This window comes from Brevundimonas sp. BR2-1 (assembly GCF_037626195.1).
In the GTDB taxonomy this organism is placed as follows: domain Bacteria; phylum Pseudomonadota; class Alphaproteobacteria; order Caulobacterales; family Caulobacteraceae; genus Brevundimonas.
In genome coordinates, this window is record NZ_JARKMV010000001.1 from 1,226,403 (window position 1) to 1,245,877 (window position 19,475).

Genomic DNA, 19,475 nt, shown 5'->3' on the forward strand with positions numbered 1-19,475 from the left:
CGCATCCGAAGGCTCCGCCAGTCGTTTGTCGGTAAGGATGCGTCCCGCTCTTCGCGTTCGCCATGCCCCCCGGCCACGCCCACACGTCCCCCCGAACCAACTGCTGAAAACCGCGAGGATTGGTATGGGTTCCGGATCACCCCGAAGATTTTTGACGTTGCCAATCGGGATTCAGGAGCTAGCTTCCCGCGCCATGCACACGGGGCCAGATCGGGCGTTCGGGACGTGAGCGCTGCAGGGCAAGGCGGCGTGGATCCCGGGTTGGCGGCCTTTGTCGAGGCGGCCATTCCATCGGTGTGGGCGCTTGAGGCCCTGCTCGTTCTGAAGCGGGATCCTGAAATCGCATGGGCGAGCGACGATCTGGTCGCGGAAATGCGCGCCAGCACGACGCTGGTGACCGACTGCATAAGTGTTCTGCAGCGCGCCGGCCTGGTCATCGAGCAATCGGGTTCCGTCCGGTATGCGCCTGCTTCGCCGGCGCTGGCGGCCCTGGCGGACGCGTTGCAGAATGCCTGGCGCGAACGGCCCGTAGCCGTCGTCAACATGATCACGACCCGCAGGTCAGATCCGCTGAAGGGGTTCGCCGACTCGTTTCGGCTGGGGGGATGGAAGGGATGACCGACTGGATGCCTCAGCTGGTGTACGGCCTCTGTGTCGCGACCAGCGCGATCTGCGCCGTGCTGCTGGTGCGATCCTGGCGACGTTCACGCCAGCCCCTGCTCCTGTGGAGCGCGTCCTGCTTCAGTCTGCTGGCGGTCAACAACCTGCTTCTGTTCCTGGACCGGCTGATTCTGCGGGAAATCGATCTCGGACCAACGCGCGTGGTGACCGCCCTCCTCGCCGTGGGGGTCCTGCTTTACGGCTTCATCTGGGAGGTCGATCGATGAGCGCGATGGCGCTGGCCAACGGCGCGGTGATCATGGGCCATGTCATCGCGGCCCTCTTCTTCGTCAAATTCTGGCGCCGGACGGGCGACCGCCTGTTCCTGGCGTTCGCCGCAGCCTTTCTGCTGATGGGTCTCGTGCCGCTGCTGACGACCCTGATGCAGGTGCCGCGCGAGGAGCAGAGTCCCTTCTATCTGATCCGCCTGATCGCGTTCCTGATCATCATCTGCGCCATCGTCGCAAAGTCCCGTCCCGGGCCGAAGGGGCAGCCGCCCGAATAGATCGCTGAGCGCTTTCATTGGACTTGGCGGCGCCGGGGCGTCAGCGTCGGGGGATGAGCGAATCGCCCGCCAACCCGCCCGACGACGGGCGGCCCGGCTTCTACGAATTCTTCGCCGGCGGCGGCATGGTCCGGGCCGGGCTGGGCGAGGGCTGGCGCTGCCTGTTCGCCAATGACATCGATCCGGGAAAGGGTCAGGCCTATCGCGCCAACTGGGGCGAGGGCGACTTCCATCCGGGCGATATCGGCTCCGTGACGGCGGGCGATCTGCCCGGCGAGGCGGAGCTGATGTGGGGCTCGTTTCCGTGTCAGGACCTTTCGCTTGCCGGCGCCGGCGCCGGACTGGGCGGGCGCCGGTCGGGGACGTTTCACGCCTTCTGGGACGTGGCTCGCGGCCTGGCCGCCGACGGAAGGGCGCCGGCGATCGTGGCGGTCGAGAATGTCTGCGGCACGCTGACCTCGCGGGGCGGACGGGATTTCGAGGTCGTCTGCCAGACCTATGTCGACGCCGGCTATCGCTGGGGGGGCCTGATCATCAACGCGGACCGGTTCCTGCCCCAGTCGCGGCCGCGTCTGTTCGTGATCGGCGTCCGGGGCGATCTGGCGACGCCGTCCGGCCTGACCGCCCCGGGTCCGCTGGAGCCGTTTCACCCGGCCGCCCTTCGCCGCGCCGTCGGCCGGCTGCCCGAGGCGTTGCGCGCCCGGATGGCCTGGTGGCGGCTGCCCGAACCGGACGTCCGCCCGGCGGCTCTGGCGGCGATCATCGATGACGACCCGGCCGATGCGCCCTGGAGCCCGCCGGAGCGGACGGCGCGGCTGCTGGCCCTGATGTCCCCGGTCAATCTGGCCAAGGTCGAACAGGCGCGCCGGGACGGCGGGCGATGCGTCGGGGCCCTCTACCGGCGGACCCGTCGGGACGCAGACGGCGGCAAGCTGCAACGGGCCGAGGTGCGGTTCGACATCGCCGGCTGCCTGCGCACGCCGGCGGGAGGATCCAGCCGTCAGACCGTGCTGGTCGTCGACCGGGGGGTGGTCCGTTCGCGGCTGATGTCGGCGCGGGAGACGGCGCGGCTGATGGGCCTGGCCGACGACTACCGGCTGCCGGCCTCCGACAGCGCCGCCTGGCGGCTGACCGGTGACGGCGTCGCCGTGCCCGTCGTCCGCCATCTGGCGGAATGGCTGTTCGAGCCGATCGTGGAAGCGGCGAGGCGGACCCGCCGCGCGGCCTGATCCCCGGAACCGCCCTCTTGCCAAAGCCGCACAGCGGAGCATCATGGCGCAGGGGTCTGGGGAGATCATCGTGAAATATCTTGCACTGAGCCTTGCCGTTCTGGTGGCCGGAGCCGCGACTCCGGCTGCCGCAGAGAGCTGGCATCCGTTTTCGCGCAGTCCGAACAACGTCTTCATGGCTGACGTCGACAGCATCGTGGACAATGGCGCCGTCAAATCGGTGCGGGTCGTCACGGCTCCGCGCCGCGGCGAGGCGGGCGACTACAGCCATTCGATCGAGACCTATGAGATCGACTGCGGCGCGAGCACCTGGCGCACCGCGGGGGTGGTCGAATACGGTCCTGACGGCGCGGAGGCCGGGCGCTATCCCGAGGAGGGATCGCCCTTCGAGCCGGTGCGCCCGAACACGTCGCCCGCCTTTCTCAGCAGTATCGTCTGCGAGGGTTCGCGCGCCCAGCCGCCGGTCTGGGCCACGATCAAGGACTTCGTCGACGCCGGCCGCCCCTGACCGGGGTCAGGCGTCGACGGCGGCGTCCAGGGCGTTGGCCTGGATGAACTCGCGGCGCGGCTCGACCACGTCGCCCATCAGCTTGGCGAACAGGTCCGACGCGTCCTCCTGATGCTCGACCTGCACCTTCAGCAGGGTGCGGGCGTTGACGTCCAGGGTGGTCTCCCACAGCTGTTCGGGGTTCATCTCGCCCAGGCCCTTGTAGCGCTGGATGGCGATGCCCTTCTTGCCGGCGTCGAGGACCGCCTCGAGCAGGTCCAGCGGGCCGCGCACGGTGACCGTCTTGTCCTTGCGGCGGAAGATGGCCGGCTTGTCGAACACGCCTTCGAAGGCGGCCGAGCGTTCGGCCAGACGGCGGGCGTCCAGCGAGCGGATCAGGGCCTCTTCCAGCACGATGCGTTCGGTCACGGCCCGGCGCACGCGTTCGAAGGCCACGGCCCCCTGGGCGCCCGGCGCGCCGGTCCAGTCGCCGTCGCCTTCCTCGGCGTAGAGGTTCAGGCGGGCGGCGGCCTTGGCCGGATCCGCCGCGTCCTCGTCGAACAGGCCGGCCAGGGCTGACTGTTCGATCGCGAAGGCCGGGGCGCGCTGCGACAGGCGGTCGACCCCGGCCTTGAAGGCCTTGGCCTCGCGCACGAGGGACTGCAGATCGCGGCCGGTGCGCCGTTCGCCGCCCGGCAGGTCCAGCTCGGCCTCGGACGAGCCTTCCTCGATCAGATAGGCGTCCATCTCGGCCTGGTCCTTGAGGTAGCGGGACTGCTTGCCCTTGGCGACCTTGTAGAGCGGCGGCTGGGCGATATAGACGTGCCCGCGCTCGATCAGCTCGGGCATCTGGCGGTAGAAGAATGTCAGCAGAAGGGTCCGGATGTGGGCGCCGTCGACGTCGGCGTCGGCCATCAGGATGATCTTGTGATAGCGCAGCTTGTCGGCGTTGAAGTCGTCGCGGCCGATGCCGGTGCCCAGCGCCATGATCAGCGTCCCGATCAGTTCGGATGACAGCATGCGGTCGAAACGGGCGCGCTCGACGTTGAGGATCTTGCCGCGCAGGGGCAGGACGGCCTGGTTTTCGCGGTTGCGGGCCTGTTTGGCCGAGCCGCCGGCGGAATCGCCCTCGACGATGAACAGTTCGGACTTGGCCGGGTCGCGTTCCTGACAGTCGGCCAGCTTGCCGGGCAGGGAAGCCATGTCCATCGAGGTCTTGCGGCGCGTCAGGTCGCGGGCCTTGCGCGCGGCCTCGCGGGCGGCGGCGGCCTCGATGATCTTGGCGACGACCTGCTTCGCCTCAACCGGATGCTCCTCGAACCAGGTCGACAGGCCTTCGGAACACAGGCCCTCGACAGCCGGCCGCACCTCCGACGAGACCAGCTTGTCTTTCGTCTGGGAGCTGAATTTCGGATCCGGAACCTTGACCGACAGGACGCAGGTCAGGCCTTCGCGGGCGTCCTCGCCCGAGACCGAAACCTTCTCCTTTTTCGCCGCGCCGGCGGCGTCGATATAGCCGCCCATGACGCGCGTCAGACTGGCGCGGAAGGCGGACAGGTGGGTGCCTCCATCCCGCTGGGGGATGTTGTTGGTGAAGCACAGCATGGTCTCGTGGTAGCTGTCGTTCCACCACAGGGCGAGATCGAGCTCGATCCCCTCCTTCTTGCCGCGGATGACGATGACGTCCTTGAGGATCGGCGTCTTGGACTTGTCCAGATGGCGCACAAAGGCCTCGACGCCCCCTTCGTAGTGCAGGATTTCCTCGAACTTCTCGGCGTGGCGGTCGTCGCGCAGCTTGATGACCACGCCCGAGTTCAGGAAGGCCAGCTCGCGCAGCCGATGCTCCAGCGTCTTCAGGTCGAAGTCGATGTGGGCGAAGGTGGTGACCGACGGGTAGAAGGTGACCTCGGTGCCCGACAGGGGCTGGCCGGCGCGCGCGCCCTCGGTGCGGATCGGGGCGTCGCCGGTGACCCGCAGGCTCTCGACCGTGTCGCCGCGGGCGAACTTCATCTCGTGGCGCTTGCCGTTGCGATAGATGACCAGCTTCAGCCAGTCGGACAGGGCGTTGACGACGGAGACGCCGACGCCGTGCAGGCCGCCGGAGACCTTGTAGGAATTCTGGTCGAACTTACCGCCGGCGTGCAGCTGGGTCATGATGACCTCGGCCGCCGAGACGCCCTCGCCCTCGTGGATGTCGGTGGGGATGCCGCGGCCGTTGTCGGTGACGGTGACCGAGCCGTCGGCGTTGAGGATCACCTGGACCAGGTCGGCGTGGCCGGCCAGGGCCTCGTCGATGGCGTTGTCGACCACCTCATAGACCATGTGGTGCAGGCCCGAGCCGTCGTCGGTGTCGCCGATATACATGCCGGGCCGTTTGCGAACCGCGTCCAGGCCCTTCAGGACCTTGATGGAATCGGCGCCGTAGGCGGCCTCTTCGGCGGTGTCGACGTTGCGCGCGGTCTCGGTGTTGTCGGTCATATATTCGGTCGGTGAAACGCCCTCTTCGAGGGCCTCTGAAGGCGGCGGTTGAACCACCTTGAACGGGCTGTTTTCAGGGCGCGAATCCGATCCGCGCCGATACCCGCAACATATAGGGATTCAGGGCGAAATTGCGAGAAAAAGCGACGCTGGAAAAGGCCGCGCGCAGAGGCCGGAGCCGCGCCGGATTCAGTCGTTCGAGAACCCGCCGTCAGCCACCCGCACGAACTGCGCCCGCCCGCGCAGCGGCGCGAACAGTTCAGCCTCCGTGCCGGTCATGAAGGCCTGCAGCCCCAGCGCCTCGATCTCGTCGAACAGGGCGGCGCGGCGGGCCGTGTCGAGGTGGGCGGGGGCTTCGTCCAGCAGCAGCACCGGCGGCGCCGGCTGGTCGGCCAGACGCGTGATCTGGGCGAGGATCAGGTTCAGGACCAGCGCCTTCTGCTCGCCGGACGAGCCCTCGGCGGCGGGACGGTTCTTCTCGCGGTGCAGGGCGGTCAGGTCGGATCGGTGCGGGCCATAGAGCGACCGGCCGGCGGCGGCGTCGCGGGCGCGGGAGCGGACCATGCCGTCGCGGATGACAACGGCGATAGCGATCTCGTCGGCGCCTTCGCTGGCGAGGGTCTCGGCCTCGCCGGTCAGGCCGAGGTCGGCCTGGGGGAAGGGCCGGTCGGAGCGGGCGTCGATGGCGGACTGGAGGGTGGTCAGGGCGGCGGCGCGGGCGAGGGCGGCGGCGGCGCCGGCCTCCCCCAGCCGGATCTCCAGGGCGTCGAGCCACAGCGGATCGGCGGCGCGCCCCTCGGCGCCCTCGGTCAGCAGGCGCAGCCGCTCGCGCAGGGCCTTTTCATAGGCCGAGACCGAGGCGGCGTGCGACGGCTCGGCGGCGAAGACCAGCCGGTCGAAGAAGCGCAGGCGCGCGGCGCGGGCGTCGGAGAACAGCCGGTCCTGTTCGGGCGTGGCCCAGACGGGGCGCAGATGGTCGAGCAGGCGGCCGGGCTGGGCCGTCTCGCCGTCGATGCGCACGATGCGGCGGGCGGCGCCCGCGGACTGAACGCCGGTGCCCAGCCTGGTCTCGCCCTCGCCGTCGGTCAGGACGGCCGCGACGGCCCATGCCCGGCCGCCGGCCTCGCCCGGTTCGCGGCGGCCCATTTCCGGCGCCGCAGCCCCGCGCAGCCCCTTTCCGGGCGTGAACAGGCTGAGCGCCTCCAGCAGATTGGTCTTGCCCGCCCCGTTCGGCCCGTGGAGCACCACCGACCCCGCCGCAATGGGCAGGGTGGCGCTCGCATAGGAGCGGAAGTCGGTGAGGGTGAGGGCGGTGATCATCGCTAAGTGCTCCCCTTTTGGGGGCGTTGTCCGCGAAGCGGACTGAGGGGGCTTGAGCGCAGCGCGGGTTCGGCCCCCTCCACCATGCTGCGCATGGTCCCCCTCCCCCGATGGGGGAGGATTGAGCGCATCAGACTCTCAGCGGCATCAGCACATACTGCACGCCCGGATCGCCCGGATCGAGCACCAGCGTCGGGCTGGCCGGGTCGGCGAATTTGAAGTGGGCGGTCTCGCCGGTGATCTGGCCGGCGACGTCCAGCAGGTAGCGGGCGTTGAAGCCGATCTCGAAGGGCTCTTCGGAATAGCCGATCTCGACCTCCTCGACCCCCTGCCCGGCCTCCATGTTGCGCACCGTCAGGGTCACGCGATCCAGCTCGAAGGCCAGTTTCACCGACCGGCTCTTTTCAGCGGAAATGGTGGCGACGCGGTCGACGGCCTGGGCGAACAGGGCGTTGTCGATATCGGCCTGTTTGTCGTTCCCCTTGGGGATGACGCGCATATAGTCGGGGAAGGCGCCGTCGATGACCTTGGAGGTCAGGGAGGCTTGGCCGAATTCGAAGCGAATCTTCTGCGGCGAGACCATGACCTCGACCGGGCCGGAGCCGTCGTCGAGCAGGCGGCGGACCTGATCCACCGTCTTGCGCGGAACGATGACGCCGGGACCGCCGGCGGCGCCCTCGGGGGCCGGGGTCTCGGCCAGGGCCAGGCGGTGGCCGTCGGTGGCCACGGCGCGCAGCAGCGGAATGCCGGCCTCGGCCACGGTGTGCAGATACAGGCCGTTCAGATAGTAGCGCGTCTCCTCGGTCGAGACCGCGAACCGGGTCTTGTCGATCAGCCGGGCCAGGTCTTCCTTGGGCAGGGTGAAGCGCGTGCCCGAGGTGTCGGTCGACATGACCGGGAAGTCGCCGGCCGGCAGGACCGGCAGGTTGAATTTCGAACGCCCGGCCTGGACCACCAGACGGGGGTCGTCGCCGTTGTAGCTCAGCGAGACCTCGGCGCCGTCGGGCAGCTTGCGGACAATCTCGTACAGGGTGTGGGCCGGGGCGGTGATCTGGCCCTCGACATTCACCTGGGCCTCGGCCTCGTCGACCATCTCCATGTCCAGATCGGTCGCGGCGAAGCTGAGCTTGTCGCGGCCCGCGCTGAGCAGGACGTTGGACAGGATCGGAATGGTGTTGCGGCGCTCGACGACGCTCTGAACGTGGCCCAGGGCCTTCAGAAGCGCGGATCGTTCGATGGTCAGTTGCATGTCGTCTCGCCCGGATGCGGCGACTCAGGCGTCACCGCGACATAGAGGGCCTTGGACACTAGCGGATTGACGGCGCGGGGCAACGGGGGACGGCGAAGCCGTCCCCGCTGTCCACAGTCAGCCCCTGAGTTTGCGCGTCAGCGTCTCGACGTCCCGCGCGATCTGGTCGTCCAGACCCATCAGCTCCTCGATCTTGCGCACGCCGTGCAGGACCGTGGTGTGATCCCGCCCGCCGAAGCGGCGGCCGATGTCGGGATAGGAGCGGGTCGTATGCTGTTTGCACAGCCACATGGCGATCTGGCGCGGACGGGCCACGGCGCGCGTGCGACGCTCGCTGAGCAGGTCGGCCTGTTTGAGGCTGAAGTGGTCGGCGACCGTCTTCTGGATCTCGTCGACGGTGATGCGGCGCTCGGGGCCGCCGCGCAGGGCGGAACCCAGCAGGCCCTGGGTCTCGTCGACGGTCAGGGACGACAGCCGGGCGCCGGCGACGGCGGCCAGGGTGTTCACGGCGCCTTCCAGTTCGCGCATCGAGCCGGGCGTGCGGTCGACCAGATGCTCCAGCACCTCGGCCTGGGCCTCGCCCGAGACGACGCCCAGCTGGGCCAGGGCCTGGATGCGGTTGCGGGCCACGGCCAGTTTCAGGGCGCGGTCGGCGGGCTCGACCGGGCAGGTGAGGCCCGAGGCCAGATGACTGCGCAGGCGCGGCTCGACCTCGGTCAGGGCCATGGGCGGGCGGTCGGCCGAGATGACGATCTTCTTGCCGTCCTCGATCAGGGCGGTCAGCGTCGACAGCAGTTCTTCCTGGGTGCCGGCCTTGCCGCCGACGAACTGGACGTCGTCGATCAGCAGCATGTCGGCGCCGCGCAGGCTGTCCTTGAAGGCGGCCATGGTGCGGTCCTGGGTGGCCCGCACGAAGGTCGACAGGAAGCGTTCGGCGGTCAGATAGACGACCTTCGCGTCCGGACGCAGGCGCTGGGCCTCCCACGCGATGGCGTTCAGCAGGTGGGTCTTGCCGTAGCCATACGGGCCGCAGAAGAAGATCGGGTTGAAATGGCCGTCGGCCCAGGCCGCGGCCTGACGGGCGATGGCCAGGGCGAAGGCGTTGCCCTGCCCTTCCACGAAGCTGTCGAAGGTCAGGCGCTCCTGCAGGCCGGCGGCGCGCACGGCCCGGGCGCCGTCGGCGACCGGAGGCACGGTGGCCAGGGGCATCTGTTGGGGCATCGCATGGGACTGGGCCAGCGGCACGACATTGGCGCCCTCGGCGCGGCCGGCGGCGACCTGCGAGGCCGAGGGGGTCGAGCCCATTTCGGCGCGGCAGCGCACGTCCAGACGGCGCGACAGGCCGTCCAGGCCCAGCCACAGCTCATTCATGCGACGCAGGGCGTTCTTGCGCACCCAGTCGCGGGCGTAGGCGGTCGGGGTGACCAGGATCAGCTGGCCCGACCCGTCGGCGCGGACGGCCGAGGGGGCGATATAGGAGCTGAACGGCCCCTCGCCGATTTCCGTGCGAAGACGGCCCGCCGCCTCGGTCCAGATACGATCCGGATCCGTCATCCCCGCCATTCCCGCACTCCCCGTAAACATCAGCCACCCGTTCAGTCCATCACTGCCGACGACCTTCGAGACAGCCTGAAATCCGGGACGACTTCTCCTGTCCCGCGTGGCGATGGCGCCGCGCGGGTGGGGTCGAACTCTTGAACAGGCGTCTCACGCCGACACGAAAACAGGTTCCGCGCCGTCTTCATCCGTGTGGGGATGGAAGTGCGTCAGCGCCCCAAACTTACGCCCGGCGAGGGGGGCGTCAACGCTGATTCGCGAGTCGATTCGCACTTAAAATTGTTGACTCCGCTAAAGCCAAACGCAGTCAACGAAAAACCGTATTTCGCCACAGGCGCGAGCGCCAATTCAGGCCCGAACGGTTAGACGCACACGTGCAAACGGCGAGGAAGCGTTCGCGCCCTCGCCGTTGATATCGTTGGAATTTACCATGACAGGCCTGTGAAAGGCCGTCAGCAGGCCCCTATGTCAGGCAGCCGACATTTTCTTCAGCTGGGCGGCCAGACGGCCGACCTTGCGCGAGCCCGTGTTCTTGTGAACCACGCCCTTGGAGACGGCGCGCATCAGCTCGGACTGAGCCTCGACGAAGGCGGTCTTCGCAGCGCCGGCGTCGCCGCCGGTGACGGCTTCCTGGAACTTGCGCAGGAAGGTGCGGACGCGCGTGCGGCGCGCCTTGTTCACTTCGGTGCGGGCAGCGATCTTGCGGATCGCTTTCTTGGCGCCGGCATTGTTGGCCATCAGTCAAACCTTACGAACGGAAACGCCGCGGAGCACGGTCCACGGCGGGGAAATCTCGAAGAGCGCGCGGCTATAGCGGAAAGGGGTTGAGGGGTCAACGCGAGTCTGGACGCCGCTTTCGCCGCCCTTTGGCCGACCGACGTTAGCGACGGTTGACGCCGTTAGGTTACAATTGTAGCGTCTGCGCGACATTGATCGTGAGACCTGTATCATGACCGAACCCACAGCTCCCAGCGAGTCCGAACTGGACGTCCTCAAATGCTTCTGGCGCGATGGCGACCTGTCGGCGCGCGAGGTGCAGAGCCGGATCGCGGCCGACCTGGGCTGGACCTCGTCCACCACGCGGACGGTGTTGGAGCGGATGCGGGGCAAGGGTTTGCTGACCCGGCGCGATGTGCACGGCATGGCCGTCTATTCGACCGCCCAGCCCAAGGTGGCGGTGATCGGCGGCCTGATGAGACGACTGGGCGCCCTGCTGGACCTCGACGGCCCCCTGCCCGCCGCCGCCTTCTCGGGCAGCCAGATCCTCGACGCGGACGACATCGCCGAACTGGAAGCGGCCTTGGCTACGCCGGACGTCAATGGGGAGGACCGCTGATGGGCGCGCCGGAGCTTCTGGCCCTGTCGCTGGGTCTGTCGGTGGTCGTGGCGGCCCTGGGCTGGGTCGGCGGTCGGGGGGTAGAGCGACTGAGCGCCGATCCGCGGCTGAGGGACCGGGTCTGGGCTGCGGCCCTGATCCTGCCCGCCCTGCCGCCCGTGGCGCTCGGGTTGATGCTGCTGACGCCCGCGCCGGTGCGGGAGATCGCGGCAGCGCCCATCGGTCTGCCGATCGACGTCGTCATGGCGCCGGCCGGAGTCGCAGCTGTCGCGCCGCCGACCGGCCCTGTCCTTGATTCAAACCTGTTCGCCTGGATTGTGCTGGGCGTGGCGATCCTGTTGGCCGTCGGACGGTTGACGGCGCTGGCGCTGCGCGCCCGACGCCTGCTGCGGATCATCGCTCAGGCGCAGACGCCGGCCCCGGCCGTCACGGCGATGGTCGAGGACGTCGCCCGCGATCTCGCCATCCATCCGCCCCTCGTCGGGATCAGCGCCGCCGCGCCAGAGGCGCTGCTGGCCGGGCTGGGGCGGGCGCAGCTGATCCTGCCCGCCGGTTTGGCGACCCCGTCGACAGACCTGGCGGCGGCCCGCGCCGTGATCGCCCACGAACTGTCCCATCTGAAGCGCGGCGATCACCGCGCCCTGTGGCTGGAGGAGGCCTTGCTGGCGCTACTGGCCGTCAATCCCCTGATGGCGATGCTGCGCGCCCATCGCGCCGCCGCGCGCGAGGAGGCGTGCGACGCCCTCGCCCTGGCCGGAGCCGCGCCGGACGCCCGCCGGGCCTATGCCCGCTCCCTGATCGAGGCGTTGCGGAGCCGCGCCGCTCCGCCGGCCTCCGGCGGCCTGCCCGCCCTGACCTTCACCGGCGCGGGGAGGACCACCGCCATGCATCGTCTGAAAGCCGTGATGAACCCCGCCCCGGCCGCCGGTCGCGGCCCTCGCTTGATGGCGCTGGGCCTCGCCGGTCTGATCGCCCTGCTGGGCGGCGCCGGATCGCTGGCGGTGGCCGGGGAGCGGGAGGCCGTGATCCGCATGGCCGCGCCAGCCCCCGAGCCGACGCCGGCGCGGGAGCCGATTGGCGAACAGTCCAGCTCCGTCGAGAGAGACGGGGGCGCCTCAAGCTCTGTGGTAGACGCTCCGACTGACAGGCCGGCGTCCCCAGCGGTCGAGACCACGCAGTCAAGGCTGACGCCCGAGCAGGAGGCGCGCTATCGCAATGCGTCGGCTCGTCAGTACCAGACGATTTGCGCCTCGGCGGAGCCGGCCGACGTCGGCTTCTGCAGCGGGGTGATGTTCGGTGTGCTCGTGCAAGCGCCGCAGAACGGCTTCTGCGCCCCGGGGGCGGTGGCCGCTCCCGGTGCGAGCGGCCCGGAGCTGAGCGCCTTCGTCGATAGTGGAAAGCGGGAAATCGCCGGGATGCGCCCCAATGCCGGCGAGGGCGCGTATGAATTCGCGCAGCGAGCTCTGAAGCAGGCCTATCCGTGCGAGACAGCCCGGATGGAACCCGAGGCGCTCCAGGCCGAGGTCGCCCGGATGCAGTCGTCGGTGCCGCTGACCGTCACGGCAGACATCGAGGGCCGACCGCTATCCGTGCGGGGAGACGAATCCCTGCGGGTTGTGCTGACCGACGAGAACGGGGCCGTGATGAACACCTTCGGTACTTTGAACCCCGGGAAACGCGCGTCCGGTCCTCTCGGTCCGCTCGGCATGGCGATCGCCGCCGAGGATTTCCCGGGTTTCGGCGAGTCGACCCGGACCTACACGCTCACCGGCGAAATTCGCGGACCGGGCCGGACGCTGCGCTACGTCGCCGACCCGGTGACCATCCGTCTGGCCCCCGGCGCGCGCCATGTGGACTTACGGCCCACGCTGAGTTTCCGCCCGGCCTGATAGCCCCTACCGCCCCGTAAACACCGGCTTCCGCTTCTCCACGAACGCCGCCATCCCTTCCTTCTGATCCTCAAACGCAAAGAGCGAGTGGAACAGGCGGCGTTCGAACTGGACGCCCTGCGTCAGGGTCGTCTCCAGGGCGGCGTTGACCATCTCCTTGTTGGCCATGACGGCCAACGGGCTTTGCGCGGCGATGCGGGCGGCGATCTTGCGGACCTCGTCGAGCAGGGTTTCGTGCGGCACGACGCGGCTGGCGAGGCCGGCGCGCTCGGCCTCGGCGGCGTCCATCATGCGGGCGGTCAGCACCATGTCCATCGCTTTTGATTTGCCCACCAGACGGGTCAGGCGCTGGCTGCCGCCGATGCCGGGGGCGACGCCGAGGTTGATCTCGGGCTGGCCGAATTTCGCCTTGTCACTGGCGACGATGAAGTCGCACAGCATGGCCAGCTCGCAGCCGCCGCCCAAAGCGAAGCCGTTGACCGCGGCGATGATCGGCTTGCGGAAGCGGACGATGCGGTCGTGGCCGAGGGCGAAGAAATTGACCTTGTACATGTCGGCATAGGTCTGGTCCGACATCTCCTTGATGTCGGCGCCGGCGGCGAAGGCCTTGTCGCCCGAGCCGGTCAGGATCAGGCAGCGCACGCCGTCGTCATGCTCGACCGCGTCGAGGAAGGCGGCCAGATCCCTGAACAGCTGCGAGTTCAGCGCGTTCAGCGCCTCGGGCCGGTTCAGGGTCACGACCGCATAGCCGTCGGCGTGGCGTTCGATGAGCAGGGTGGACCAGGTGTCAGACATGGCGGGCTTCCGAAGTGGCTGGTGGCTAGTGGCTAGTAGCTAGTGGTTCGGGACGCAACGGACCCGGCCGGGAATCCGACATCCGCGACCGGGGACCAACAGGCTTCACCAGCCACTAGCCACCGGCCACCAGCCACTCAGGTTCACCGCCGCGGGATCAGGGCCAGGGTCAGGGCGGCGCGAAGGAGTTCGGCGATCACCACCATGGCCAGCAGGGCGTTGGCGGCTACGACCTGACCGCGCGCGGCGGAAAGGTCCAGGCTCCAGCCGAACAGGGAGGCGAAGGCGAGGACGGCCGCGGCGGTCAGGGCCATGACGATGAGCAGCATCAGGGCGACATGGCTGGCCTTGAGCGCGGCCTGCAGCGTAGGGCCGTCATCGAGCTCGCGGGCGCGGCGGCGGAACAGCCAGGCGATCAGGCCCGTCGCCACGGTCTCGACGACAACGATGACGGCGAGGGCGCCGAGGAACCACAGGGCCAGGCCTCCGGTGTCGCCGCGGCGCATCTGCTGCAGGAAGTGGCCGAAATAGGCGCCCCAGACGGCGAGGCCGACGATGAGGCTGATCCACAGATGGGTCCGGCGATGGCTCATGTGCTGCCTTCCTGTCCCTTCGCCCCGGCCATGTCCGCGAGCTTGAGCACTGTGTTCCAGTTGCGGCCGGTTCCCATGCCCAGCATGCGCGGCGTGGCCTTCTTGAAGATGGCGGATTCGCCCTGCCCGTTCGGGAACCAGAAATAGAGCACCCCGTCGACGGCCTCGACCGCCTCGCCGCCTTCCGTCAGGGCCCGGCAGGCTTCGAGCGCGCCGGGCTTGATCCCCTCCTTCATCACCATGGCGACGACCTTGGCGGGGTGGGCCGCGGCCTCCTTCGGAAAGGGGTTGGCGGCGATCAGCCTGGCCCACTGCTCGGGAGTGCGGACCATGGCGGCGACCTTGAGGCCAAAGGTCTTCTCCATGGCGGTTTCGATATCCGTTTCGAGGGCGGCGGCGGCCTTGCCGCTCTCGACGACCAGATTGCCGCTGGCCGCGAGGGTGCGCGGGTTCTTCAGCCCCATGGCCTCCGCCATGGCCCGCTGCTCGCCGACGGGGGCGCGGACGCCGCCGGTGTTCATGCCGCGGAACAGGATGATGCGGTGGGTCATGCGGCCTCCATCTCGTCGAGCGCAGCGGTGATTTTCTGCGCGGTGTTCCAGTTGCGGTTCGTTCCGACAGCGCCCAGCGATTTCAGGGCGAAGCCGGCGGGGAGTTTCGAGGCGTTCGGATCCGCGCCGCCGAACCACATATAGATGTCGCCGGATTGCGTACGTTCCACCGCCTCGTCGGCGGCCGCACGGCGGCGCAGCTGGGCGAGGCCGCTGTCGGGCAAGGGGTGGCGCATGGCCCAGACGAGGACGCGGGCGGGCGAGGTCTCCGACCGCTCCGCAAAGGGATTGACCTTCATCAGGGCGCGCCACTGGCCGGCGGTCTTGACGATCATCTCGGTGGGTCTGCCGTACAGGGCGGCGCAGGCGGCCTCGAGTTCGCGCTCGAGCGTGGCCGGGGACTTGCGCGAGCGGAACAGCAGATTGCCGGTGGCGCCGACCGAGCGGACGTCCGTCCCGCCGACGACCGCGGCGAGTCCCCTCGCCTCCTCGCCCTTCACCCGGCGGCCGTTGATCACGACGCTGCGCAGCAGGGCGATGCGGATCGGCAAGGCGTCGGCTCCTCAGCGCTTCTGGCAGGACGGACAGTAGAAGGTCGAGCGGCCGGCCTGGACGAGGCGTTTGACCACGCCCGTGCAGCCGTCTCCCGGGCATGGCTTGCCCTCCCGGCCGTAGACGTCGAACCGGTGCTGGAAATAGCCCTGTCCGCCGTCGGCGTTGGCGAAATCCCTCAGCGTCGAGCCGCCGGCGGCGATGGCGTCGTTGAGCACGTCGCGGACCACGGCGGCGAGGGTTTCAAGGCGCGGCCTCGTGAGTTTGCCCGCCGCCGTCAGCGGCGAGATGCGGGCGCGGTACAGGGCCTCGCACACATAGATGTTGCCCAGACCGGCGACGATGCGCTGGTCCAGCAGGCTGACCTTTATGTTCTGCTTCTTGCCCGCGAAGGCCTCGGCGAGGTGAGCGCCCGAGAAGCCGTTGCCCAGCGGCTCGGGGCCGAGGCCGGCGAACCACGGATGGGCCTCGACCTCGCCCGTGGGAATCAGGCCCATGAAGCCGAAGCGGCGGGCGTCGGCGAAGCCGAGCCGGGTCGTCGTCTTTCCCTTCACCGCGCACAGGCTGACGTGTTCGTGCTTGCCCGCGATCGGGGCCGGCTCCTCGAACTCGCCGAGCTGTTCGCCGTCCAGGGTGAAGCGGCCGGTCATGCCCAGATGGGTGACCCAGGTCTCGCCGGTCGACAGCGGCATCAGCAGATATTTGGCGCGGCGGTCGATGCGCTCGACCGTCGCCCCCTCCAGCCGGTCCACGAACCGCTCGGGAAAGGGAAAGCGCAGGTCCGGCCGGTTCTGACGCACGCGCGTCAGCCGCGCCCCGGTCAGGACCGGTTCAAGGCCGCGCCGGACGGTTTCGACCTCGGGAAGTTCCGGCATGGTCTAAGGCAGCAGGTCGACCGGCAGGATCTGGCTCGAGAGCAGGGTCTCCATGCCGTCCCAGCGGTTCGGGCCCTGGCGCTCGACCCAGGCCTGGACCACGTCCCGGCCGAGGCCGTAGTTGATGATGTAGCTGCGGTATGTGTCGATGAAGCGCAGGCGCTGGGCCGCCTTGGCCGGATCGGCGAGGCCGTATTTCGACAGGCGGGCGATGGTCTCTTCGCGTCCCACGCGGCCCGACAGCCAGTCGTCGGCGATCGTGTATTCGGCCCGCGCGAGACGGCGCTGCAGCGCGCCCAGCTGCGCCTTCTTCTCCGCCGTCGACGGGTCCAGACCGGCGAGGGGGAAGAGGACATCGCGCTCGAAGGCCGTGGCCTCGTCGCCGGGGAAGGCCAGATCGATGCCGTAGTTGGCGCTGCCCTCGGCCACGAAGGACATGGGGCTGAACAGCGGATAGACGCTCATCTCGACCCAGTCGCGGTCGCGCACGAAGGTCTTCTCCAGCAGGGCGTTGTAGACGTGGTGGCCCGGGTAGCCCTCGTGGCAGCCCAGGTCGATGGCCCGCTCGGTGTAGATGGGAAAGTCGGCGTTGATCTCGATCCGGCTGGCGGCCTCGCCGAGGTAGTAGTTGTACCCCGACCACGGCTTGTCGCCGACGAAGCTGAGGGTGAACCGCTCATTGGCCGGCAGGTCGATGTGGCGGACGGTGCGCCGGCGGCACTCTGCGATGGCGGCGTCCATGACGGGCTGAAGCCGGTCCCTGGGGATCACATAGTGGGACTTGAAGGCGGTGACCCGGTCGGTCAGGGAGCCCGGACCGGGGATCAGGGCGTCGATCTCCGCCAGGATCGGGTCATAGGCGGACAGGGGCAGGAGTTCGGGGCGGATGCCGAACAGGGCCTCGGCCTCGTCGGCGAAGCTCAGCTTTTCGCCCGACAGCATGCGCAGGCGGGCGGCGGCGGCGGAGACATGGGCCAGCAGATATTTGCGGCGCTGGATCACGACAGGCGCGGCGCCCCGGGTCGGCACGGCGTTCAGGCGATCGGTCAGGGTCGCGGCGCCCTGGATCAGCTGGGGCACGGTGCGCGGGTTGGCCTTTGCAGCCTCCTGCCATTCCGCCGGGCCATAGTAGGCGTCCACATAGCCGGGCTCGCGTTCGCCGATCTCGAGGATCAGGGCGACATAGTCCCGGGCGATGGCGTCCAGACTGTCGCCCGACGCGTCGGGGGCCGGGGTCGGCGCCGTGGCGCAGGCGCCCACCAGCATCAGCAGTCCAAACAGAAAGGCGCGCATCGGGACCTCCACAGGCGAAGCGGGCGCACGCTAGATCACGACGCGCCGGGCCGGAACCGTGTAAATCGTCCGCGACGGCTTTGGTTCGCGGGAGCGCGCATTCGGGATTGAGGGCGGCGCGGTCCTGCTGTAAGGCCCTTCGTCCGGCGTTTCGCCGACAGACGCACCCGTAGCTCAGCTGGATAGAGCGTTGCCCTCCGAAGGCAAAGGTCACACGTTCGAATCGTGTCGGGTGCGCCATCGCGGTTCAAAACCGCGAACTCCGCCAACGGCGGCGTAATTCCCACCATCACTGGACGCCAAGGTTCGCAACAGCTCGGTTCGCGACCCGATTATGCGCGCCTCGGTCTTGCTGATGACCTCCACCCGCTGCGTCAGCGCCCGAAGGTGGTCGCGCCGGTAGCCGCTGGTGCGGTCGTGGAGCTTGCGGCGCGCAGCGGTAGCGAATCGATTGAGCGACTCGGCGGTGATCGTCGGCGCCAGCCTGTCGACTGACGCGCTGATCCGCTCGGCGTCGGCTTGGGCCTGGTCGCGAATGCTGGAAAGCTCGGCGACCCGGCCTTTCAGAGAGGCGTCGTCAGGCGCCAACATGCCATTCTCGATGGCCTCGTAGAGCCGATTGAGCTTGGCCTCGGCCTCGGTGGCGCGCTTGCGCATCTCGGCGACATGCCCTCGCCGCTGATCGGCCCACTCCTCCCGGCGATCCAGAAGCTGCTCCATCAACAGGGTCAGGCGCTCTGGATCGAGCAGGCGGGTTTCGAGGTGTGCGACGACGGCGTCGTCCAGTTTGTCCATCGGGACCGACATGCCCGTGCATCCGGTTGAGCCGATCCGGGCCCTGGTCGAACAGGCGTAGTAGCGGTACCGGCCGCCCGCGCTCCCCTTCCCCGTCCTGAGAGTCATCGCACCGCCGCAGGCGCCGCAGAAGCAGATGCCGGTGAGCAGGTTCGGCCCGCTGCTGACGCGCGGCGGCGTCCACTTCGGGTTCCGGGACGTGAGGTGAGCCCTGACCGCGTCGTAGTCCGCTTTCGATACGATCGGCGGCACCGCCATGATGGCATGATCGGACTCCGGCTTCGGCTTCTTGGTCAGGTAGTCGCGGGTGTTGAAGCGGTGCTCGCCCATGTAGGTCGACCGGGTCAGAATCTGATGCACCGCGCTGATCCCCCACCGTCCCCCGTCGCGGGTCCGGATGTTCTGGTCGTTCAGCCGCGTGGCGATGGTCTTCAGCCCCATCGGGCCGCGCTCCCCGTCACCGGTCAGCGCCCACCGGTAGATGGTGCGAATGACCTCGGCCTGAAGCGGGTCGATCTCCAGCGTCTTCTTGATCTTGGACCCGCGCTGTTCGGCGGCGACGATGCGATAGCCGATGGGCGGCCGGGCGCCGTTCCAGAAGCCCTGCCGGGCATTCTCCTTCATGGCTCGCAACGTGTGCTTGGCGTTCTCCCGGGACTGATACTCGTCGAAGAGCGACATGATCTGCCGCATCATCATGCTCATCGGATCGTCGCCCAGCTCCTGGGTGATGGAGACCAGACGCACGCCGTTCTTGGCCAGCTTGCGGACGTAGAACTCGAACTGGAACTGGTCGCGGAAGAAGCGCGAGAAGCTGTGCACCACGATCACGTCGAAGGCGGGCGGCTTGATCAGGGCCGCCTCGATCATCGACTGGAATGAGGGACGCCGGTCGTCGGTGGCGGTGTTGCCCGGCTCCACATACTCGACCGCCGCTTCCCAGCCCTTGGCCTCGCAGTAGGCCTCAAGCTGGCGGCGCTGGTCCGGGATCGACAGGTCGTTGGTCGCCTGCCGGCCGGTCGAGACGCGGAGATAGAGAGCGGCGCGGGTCTGGACCCCTGCGTGGCGAGCCGTGTCCGTCATGTCCTCATCCTCTCAGAGGCGCGGACCGAAGACCTCGTCCAGCACCTCGCCAAGCCAGGCCTCCACCGCCCGCACCTCGGCCGTGGTGATCGGCAGGTCGTCGGGCCAGGTGTCGGTGATGCGTATGGGTGAGCATACCTCGACTCGCCGGGCTGGCGGAGTCCGGCGCGGCCGCCTCTGCGGCTCGGATGACGGCTGGACGTACATGGCCGCCAAGCTGGCCACTCA

General features: G+C 68.9%; 20 protein-coding genes and 1 tRNA gene. 8 read left to right on the forward strand and 13 right to left on the reverse strand.

Translation table 11 applies throughout. The features are described 5' to 3' along the window. Positions 1-261 precede the first annotated feature (261 nt). The 5 genes from BrevBR_RS06070 to BrevBR_RS06090 all read left to right on the forward strand — a co-directional run bounded on the left by BrevBR_RS06070 (position 262) and on the right by BrevBR_RS06090 (position 2,902). Positions 262-618 carry a hypothetical protein gene (locus BrevBR_RS06070; RefSeq protein WP_332641311.1) on the forward strand — a complete coding sequence of 119 codons (357 nt, stop codon included), beginning with the start codon at positions 262-264 and terminating at the stop codon, positions 616-618. After that, positions 615-887: a DUF5985 family protein gene (locus BrevBR_RS06075; protein ID WP_332641310.1), complete on the forward strand. Its 273-nt coding sequence runs from the start codon at positions 615-617 to the stop codon at positions 885-887. Before BrevBR_RS06070 ends, BrevBR_RS06075 begins: the two co-directional genes overlap by 4 nt. After that, a complete protein-coding gene (locus BrevBR_RS06080) occupies positions 884-1,165 on the forward strand; it encodes a DUF5985 family protein (protein ID WP_332641309.1) in 282 nt (93 codons plus the stop codon). Before BrevBR_RS06075 ends, BrevBR_RS06080 begins: the two co-directional genes overlap by 4 nt. Positions 1,166-1,218: 53 nt before the next feature. Further along, on the forward strand, positions 1,219-2,394 hold the full coding sequence (locus tag BrevBR_RS06085; RefSeq protein WP_340000299.1) for a DNA cytosine methyltransferase: 1,176 nt from the start codon (positions 1,219-1,221) through the stop codon (positions 2,392-2,394). 70 nt (positions 2,395-2,464) lie between these two features. Next, entirely contained in the window at positions 2,465-2,902 is a 438-nt protein-coding gene (locus BrevBR_RS06090) for a surface-adhesin E family protein (protein ID WP_332641307.1), read from the forward strand. A gap of 6 nt (positions 2,903-2,908) precedes the next feature. Here the strand turns inward: BrevBR_RS06090 and gyrB are convergent, their stop codons facing one another. The 5 genes from gyrB to rpsT all read right to left on the reverse strand — a co-directional run bounded on the left by gyrB (position 2,909) and on the right by rpsT (position 10,223). Beyond that, positions 2,909-5,359 (reverse strand): DNA topoisomerase (ATP-hydrolyzing) subunit B, encoded by a 2,451-nt coding sequence (gene gyrB, locus BrevBR_RS06095; RefSeq protein ID WP_340000300.1) that lies wholly within the window; start codon positions 5,357-5,359, stop codon positions 2,909-2,911. 189 nt (positions 5,360-5,548) lie between these two features. Then, a complete protein-coding gene (recF, locus tag BrevBR_RS06100; RefSeq protein ID WP_340000301.1) occupies positions 5,549-6,679 on the reverse strand; it encodes a DNA replication/repair protein RecF in 1,131 nt (376 codons plus the stop codon). Positions 6,680-6,809: 130 nt separating this feature from the next. Then, positions 6,810-7,928: a DNA polymerase III subunit beta gene (gene dnaN / locus BrevBR_RS06105; protein ID WP_332641304.1), complete on the reverse strand. Its 1,119-nt coding sequence runs from the start codon at positions 7,926-7,928 to the stop codon at positions 6,810-6,812. Between the two features lie 117 nt (positions 7,929-8,045). Next, positions 8,046-9,491, reverse strand: coding sequence for a chromosomal replication initiator protein DnaA (dnaA, locus tag BrevBR_RS06110; RefSeq protein WP_340000302.1), 1,446 nt, complete (start codon positions 9,489-9,491; stop codon positions 8,046-8,048). 462 nt (positions 9,492-9,953) lie between these two features. Further along, positions 9,954-10,223, reverse strand: a complete 270-nt coding sequence (gene rpsT / locus BrevBR_RS06115) for a 30S ribosomal protein S20 (RefSeq protein WP_055827132.1) — start codon at positions 10,221-10,223, stop codon at positions 9,954-9,956. Positions 10,224-10,434: 211 nt separating this feature from the next. Here rpsT and BrevBR_RS06120 point away from each other — a divergent pair, with 211 nt between their 5' ends. After that, positions 10,435-10,821, forward strand: coding sequence for a BlaI/MecI/CopY family transcriptional regulator (locus BrevBR_RS06120; protein WP_332641301.1), 387 nt, complete (start codon positions 10,435-10,437; stop codon positions 10,819-10,821). Next, the gene (locus tag BrevBR_RS06125) at positions 10,821-12,710 is read left to right on the forward strand and encodes a M56 family metallopeptidase (protein ID WP_340000303.1); all 1,890 of its coding nucleotides are present in this window, start codon (positions 10,821-10,823) and stop codon (positions 12,708-12,710) included. Before BrevBR_RS06120 ends, BrevBR_RS06125 begins: the two co-directional genes overlap by 1 nt. Positions 12,711-12,716: 6 nt before the next feature. Here BrevBR_RS06125 and BrevBR_RS06130 read toward each other — a convergent pair whose 3' ends face one another. The 6 genes from BrevBR_RS06130 to BrevBR_RS06155 all read right to left on the reverse strand — a co-directional run bounded on the left by BrevBR_RS06130 (position 12,717) and on the right by BrevBR_RS06155 (position 17,369). Further along, positions 12,717-13,505: an enoyl-CoA hydratase-related protein gene (locus BrevBR_RS06130; RefSeq protein WP_340000304.1), complete on the reverse strand. Its 789-nt coding sequence runs from the start codon at positions 13,503-13,505 to the stop codon at positions 12,717-12,719. 143 nt (positions 13,506-13,648) lie between these two features. Beyond that, on the reverse strand, positions 13,649-14,098 hold the full coding sequence (locus tag BrevBR_RS06135) for a hypothetical protein (protein WP_340000305.1): 450 nt from the start codon (positions 14,096-14,098) through the stop codon (positions 13,649-13,651). After that, positions 14,095-14,649: a DUF1697 domain-containing protein gene (locus BrevBR_RS06140; RefSeq protein ID WP_332641297.1), complete on the reverse strand. Its 555-nt coding sequence runs from the start codon at positions 14,647-14,649 to the stop codon at positions 14,095-14,097. Before BrevBR_RS06140 ends, BrevBR_RS06135 begins: the two co-directional genes overlap by 4 nt. After that, the gene (locus tag BrevBR_RS06145) at positions 14,646-15,200 is read right to left on the reverse strand and encodes a DUF1697 domain-containing protein (protein WP_340000306.1); all 555 of its coding nucleotides are present in this window, start codon (positions 15,198-15,200) and stop codon (positions 14,646-14,648) included. The genes BrevBR_RS06140 and BrevBR_RS06145 overlap by 4 nt, the downstream gene beginning before the upstream one ends. A gap of 12 nt (positions 15,201-15,212) precedes the next feature. After that, the gene (gene mutM, locus BrevBR_RS06150) at positions 15,213-16,076 is read right to left on the reverse strand and encodes a bifunctional DNA-formamidopyrimidine glycosylase/DNA-(apurinic or apyrimidinic site) lyase (RefSeq protein ID WP_332641295.1); all 864 of its coding nucleotides are present in this window, start codon (positions 16,074-16,076) and stop codon (positions 15,213-15,215) included. A gap of 3 nt (positions 16,077-16,079) precedes the next feature. Continuing rightward, positions 16,080-17,369: a hypothetical protein gene (locus tag BrevBR_RS06155; RefSeq protein ID WP_340000307.1), complete on the reverse strand. Its 1,290-nt coding sequence runs from the start codon at positions 17,367-17,369 to the stop codon at positions 16,080-16,082. 163 nt (positions 17,370-17,532) lie between these two features. Between BrevBR_RS06155 and BrevBR_RS06160 the strand changes: the two genes are divergently transcribed. After that, positions 17,533-17,609: transfer RNA gene (locus BrevBR_RS06160), tRNA-Arg, on the forward strand. Here the strand turns inward: BrevBR_RS06160 and BrevBR_RS06165 are convergent. Together BrevBR_RS06165 and BrevBR_RS06170 are read right to left on the reverse strand one after the other, a co-directional pair. After that, a complete protein-coding gene (locus BrevBR_RS06165) occupies positions 17,580-19,247 on the reverse strand; it encodes a recombinase family protein (protein WP_340000308.1) in 1,668 nt (555 codons plus the stop codon). The genes BrevBR_RS06160 and BrevBR_RS06165 overlap by 30 nt on opposite strands. Positions 19,248-19,259: 12 nt before the next feature. Next, positions 19,260-19,472, reverse strand: coding sequence for a hypothetical protein (locus BrevBR_RS06170; RefSeq protein ID WP_340000309.1), 213 nt, complete (start codon positions 19,470-19,472; stop codon positions 19,260-19,262). Between the last annotated feature and the right edge of the window lie 3 nt (positions 19,473-19,475).

Excerpts from the sequence above, each read along its gene's own strand:
- dnaN (WP_332641304.1), bottom strand. The coding sequence starts at position 7,928 with ATGCAACTGACCATCGAACGATCCGCGCTTCTGAAGGCCCTGGGCCAC.
- gyrB (WP_340000300.1), bottom strand. The coding sequence starts at position 5,359 with ATGACCGACAACACCGAGACCGCGCGCAACGTCGACACCGCCGAAGAG.
- BrevBR_RS06135 (WP_340000305.1), bottom strand. The coding sequence starts at position 14,098 with ATGAGCCATCGCCGGACCCATCTGTGGATCAGCCTCATCGTCGGCCTC.
- BrevBR_RS06130 (WP_340000304.1), bottom strand. The coding sequence starts at position 13,505 with ATGTCTGACACCTGGTCCACCCTGCTCATCGAACGCCACGCCGACGGC.
- dnaA (WP_340000302.1), bottom strand. The coding sequence starts at position 9,491 with ATGGCGGGGATGACGGATCCGGATCGTATCTGGACCGAGGCGGCGGGC.
- rpsT (WP_055827132.1), bottom strand. The coding sequence starts at position 10,223 with ATGGCCAACAATGCCGGCGCCAAGAAAGCGATCCGCAAGATCGCTGCC.
- BrevBR_RS06085 (WP_340000299.1), top strand. The coding sequence starts at position 1,219 with ATGAGCGAATCGCCCGCCAACCCGCCCGACGACGGGCGGCCCGGCTTC.
- recF (WP_340000301.1), bottom strand. The coding sequence starts at position 6,679 with ATGATCACCGCCCTCACCCTCACCGACTTCCGCTCCTATGCGAGCGCC.
- mutM (WP_332641295.1), bottom strand. The coding sequence starts at position 16,076 with ATGCCGGAACTTCCCGAGGTCGAAACCGTCCGGCGCGGCCTTGAACCG.
- BrevBR_RS06080 (WP_332641309.1), top strand. The coding sequence starts at position 884 with ATGAGCGCGATGGCGCTGGCCAACGGCGCGGTGATCATGGGCCATGTC.
- BrevBR_RS06125 (WP_340000303.1), top strand. The coding sequence starts at position 10,821 with ATGGGCGCGCCGGAGCTTCTGGCCCTGTCGCTGGGTCTGTCGGTGGTC.
- BrevBR_RS06155 (WP_340000307.1), bottom strand. The coding sequence starts at position 17,369 with ATGCGCGCCTTTCTGTTTGGACTGCTGATGCTGGTGGGCGCCTGCGCC.
- BrevBR_RS06075 (WP_332641310.1), top strand. The coding sequence starts at position 615 with ATGACCGACTGGATGCCTCAGCTGGTGTACGGCCTCTGTGTCGCGACC.
- BrevBR_RS06140 (WP_332641297.1), bottom strand. The coding sequence starts at position 14,649 with ATGACCCACCGCATCATCCTGTTCCGCGGCATGAACACCGGCGGCGTC.
- BrevBR_RS06120 (WP_332641301.1), top strand. The coding sequence starts at position 10,435 with ATGACCGAACCCACAGCTCCCAGCGAGTCCGAACTGGACGTCCTCAAA.
- BrevBR_RS06165 (WP_340000308.1), bottom strand. The coding sequence starts at position 19,247 with ATGACGGACACGGCTCGCCACGCAGGGGTCCAGACCCGCGCCGCTCTC.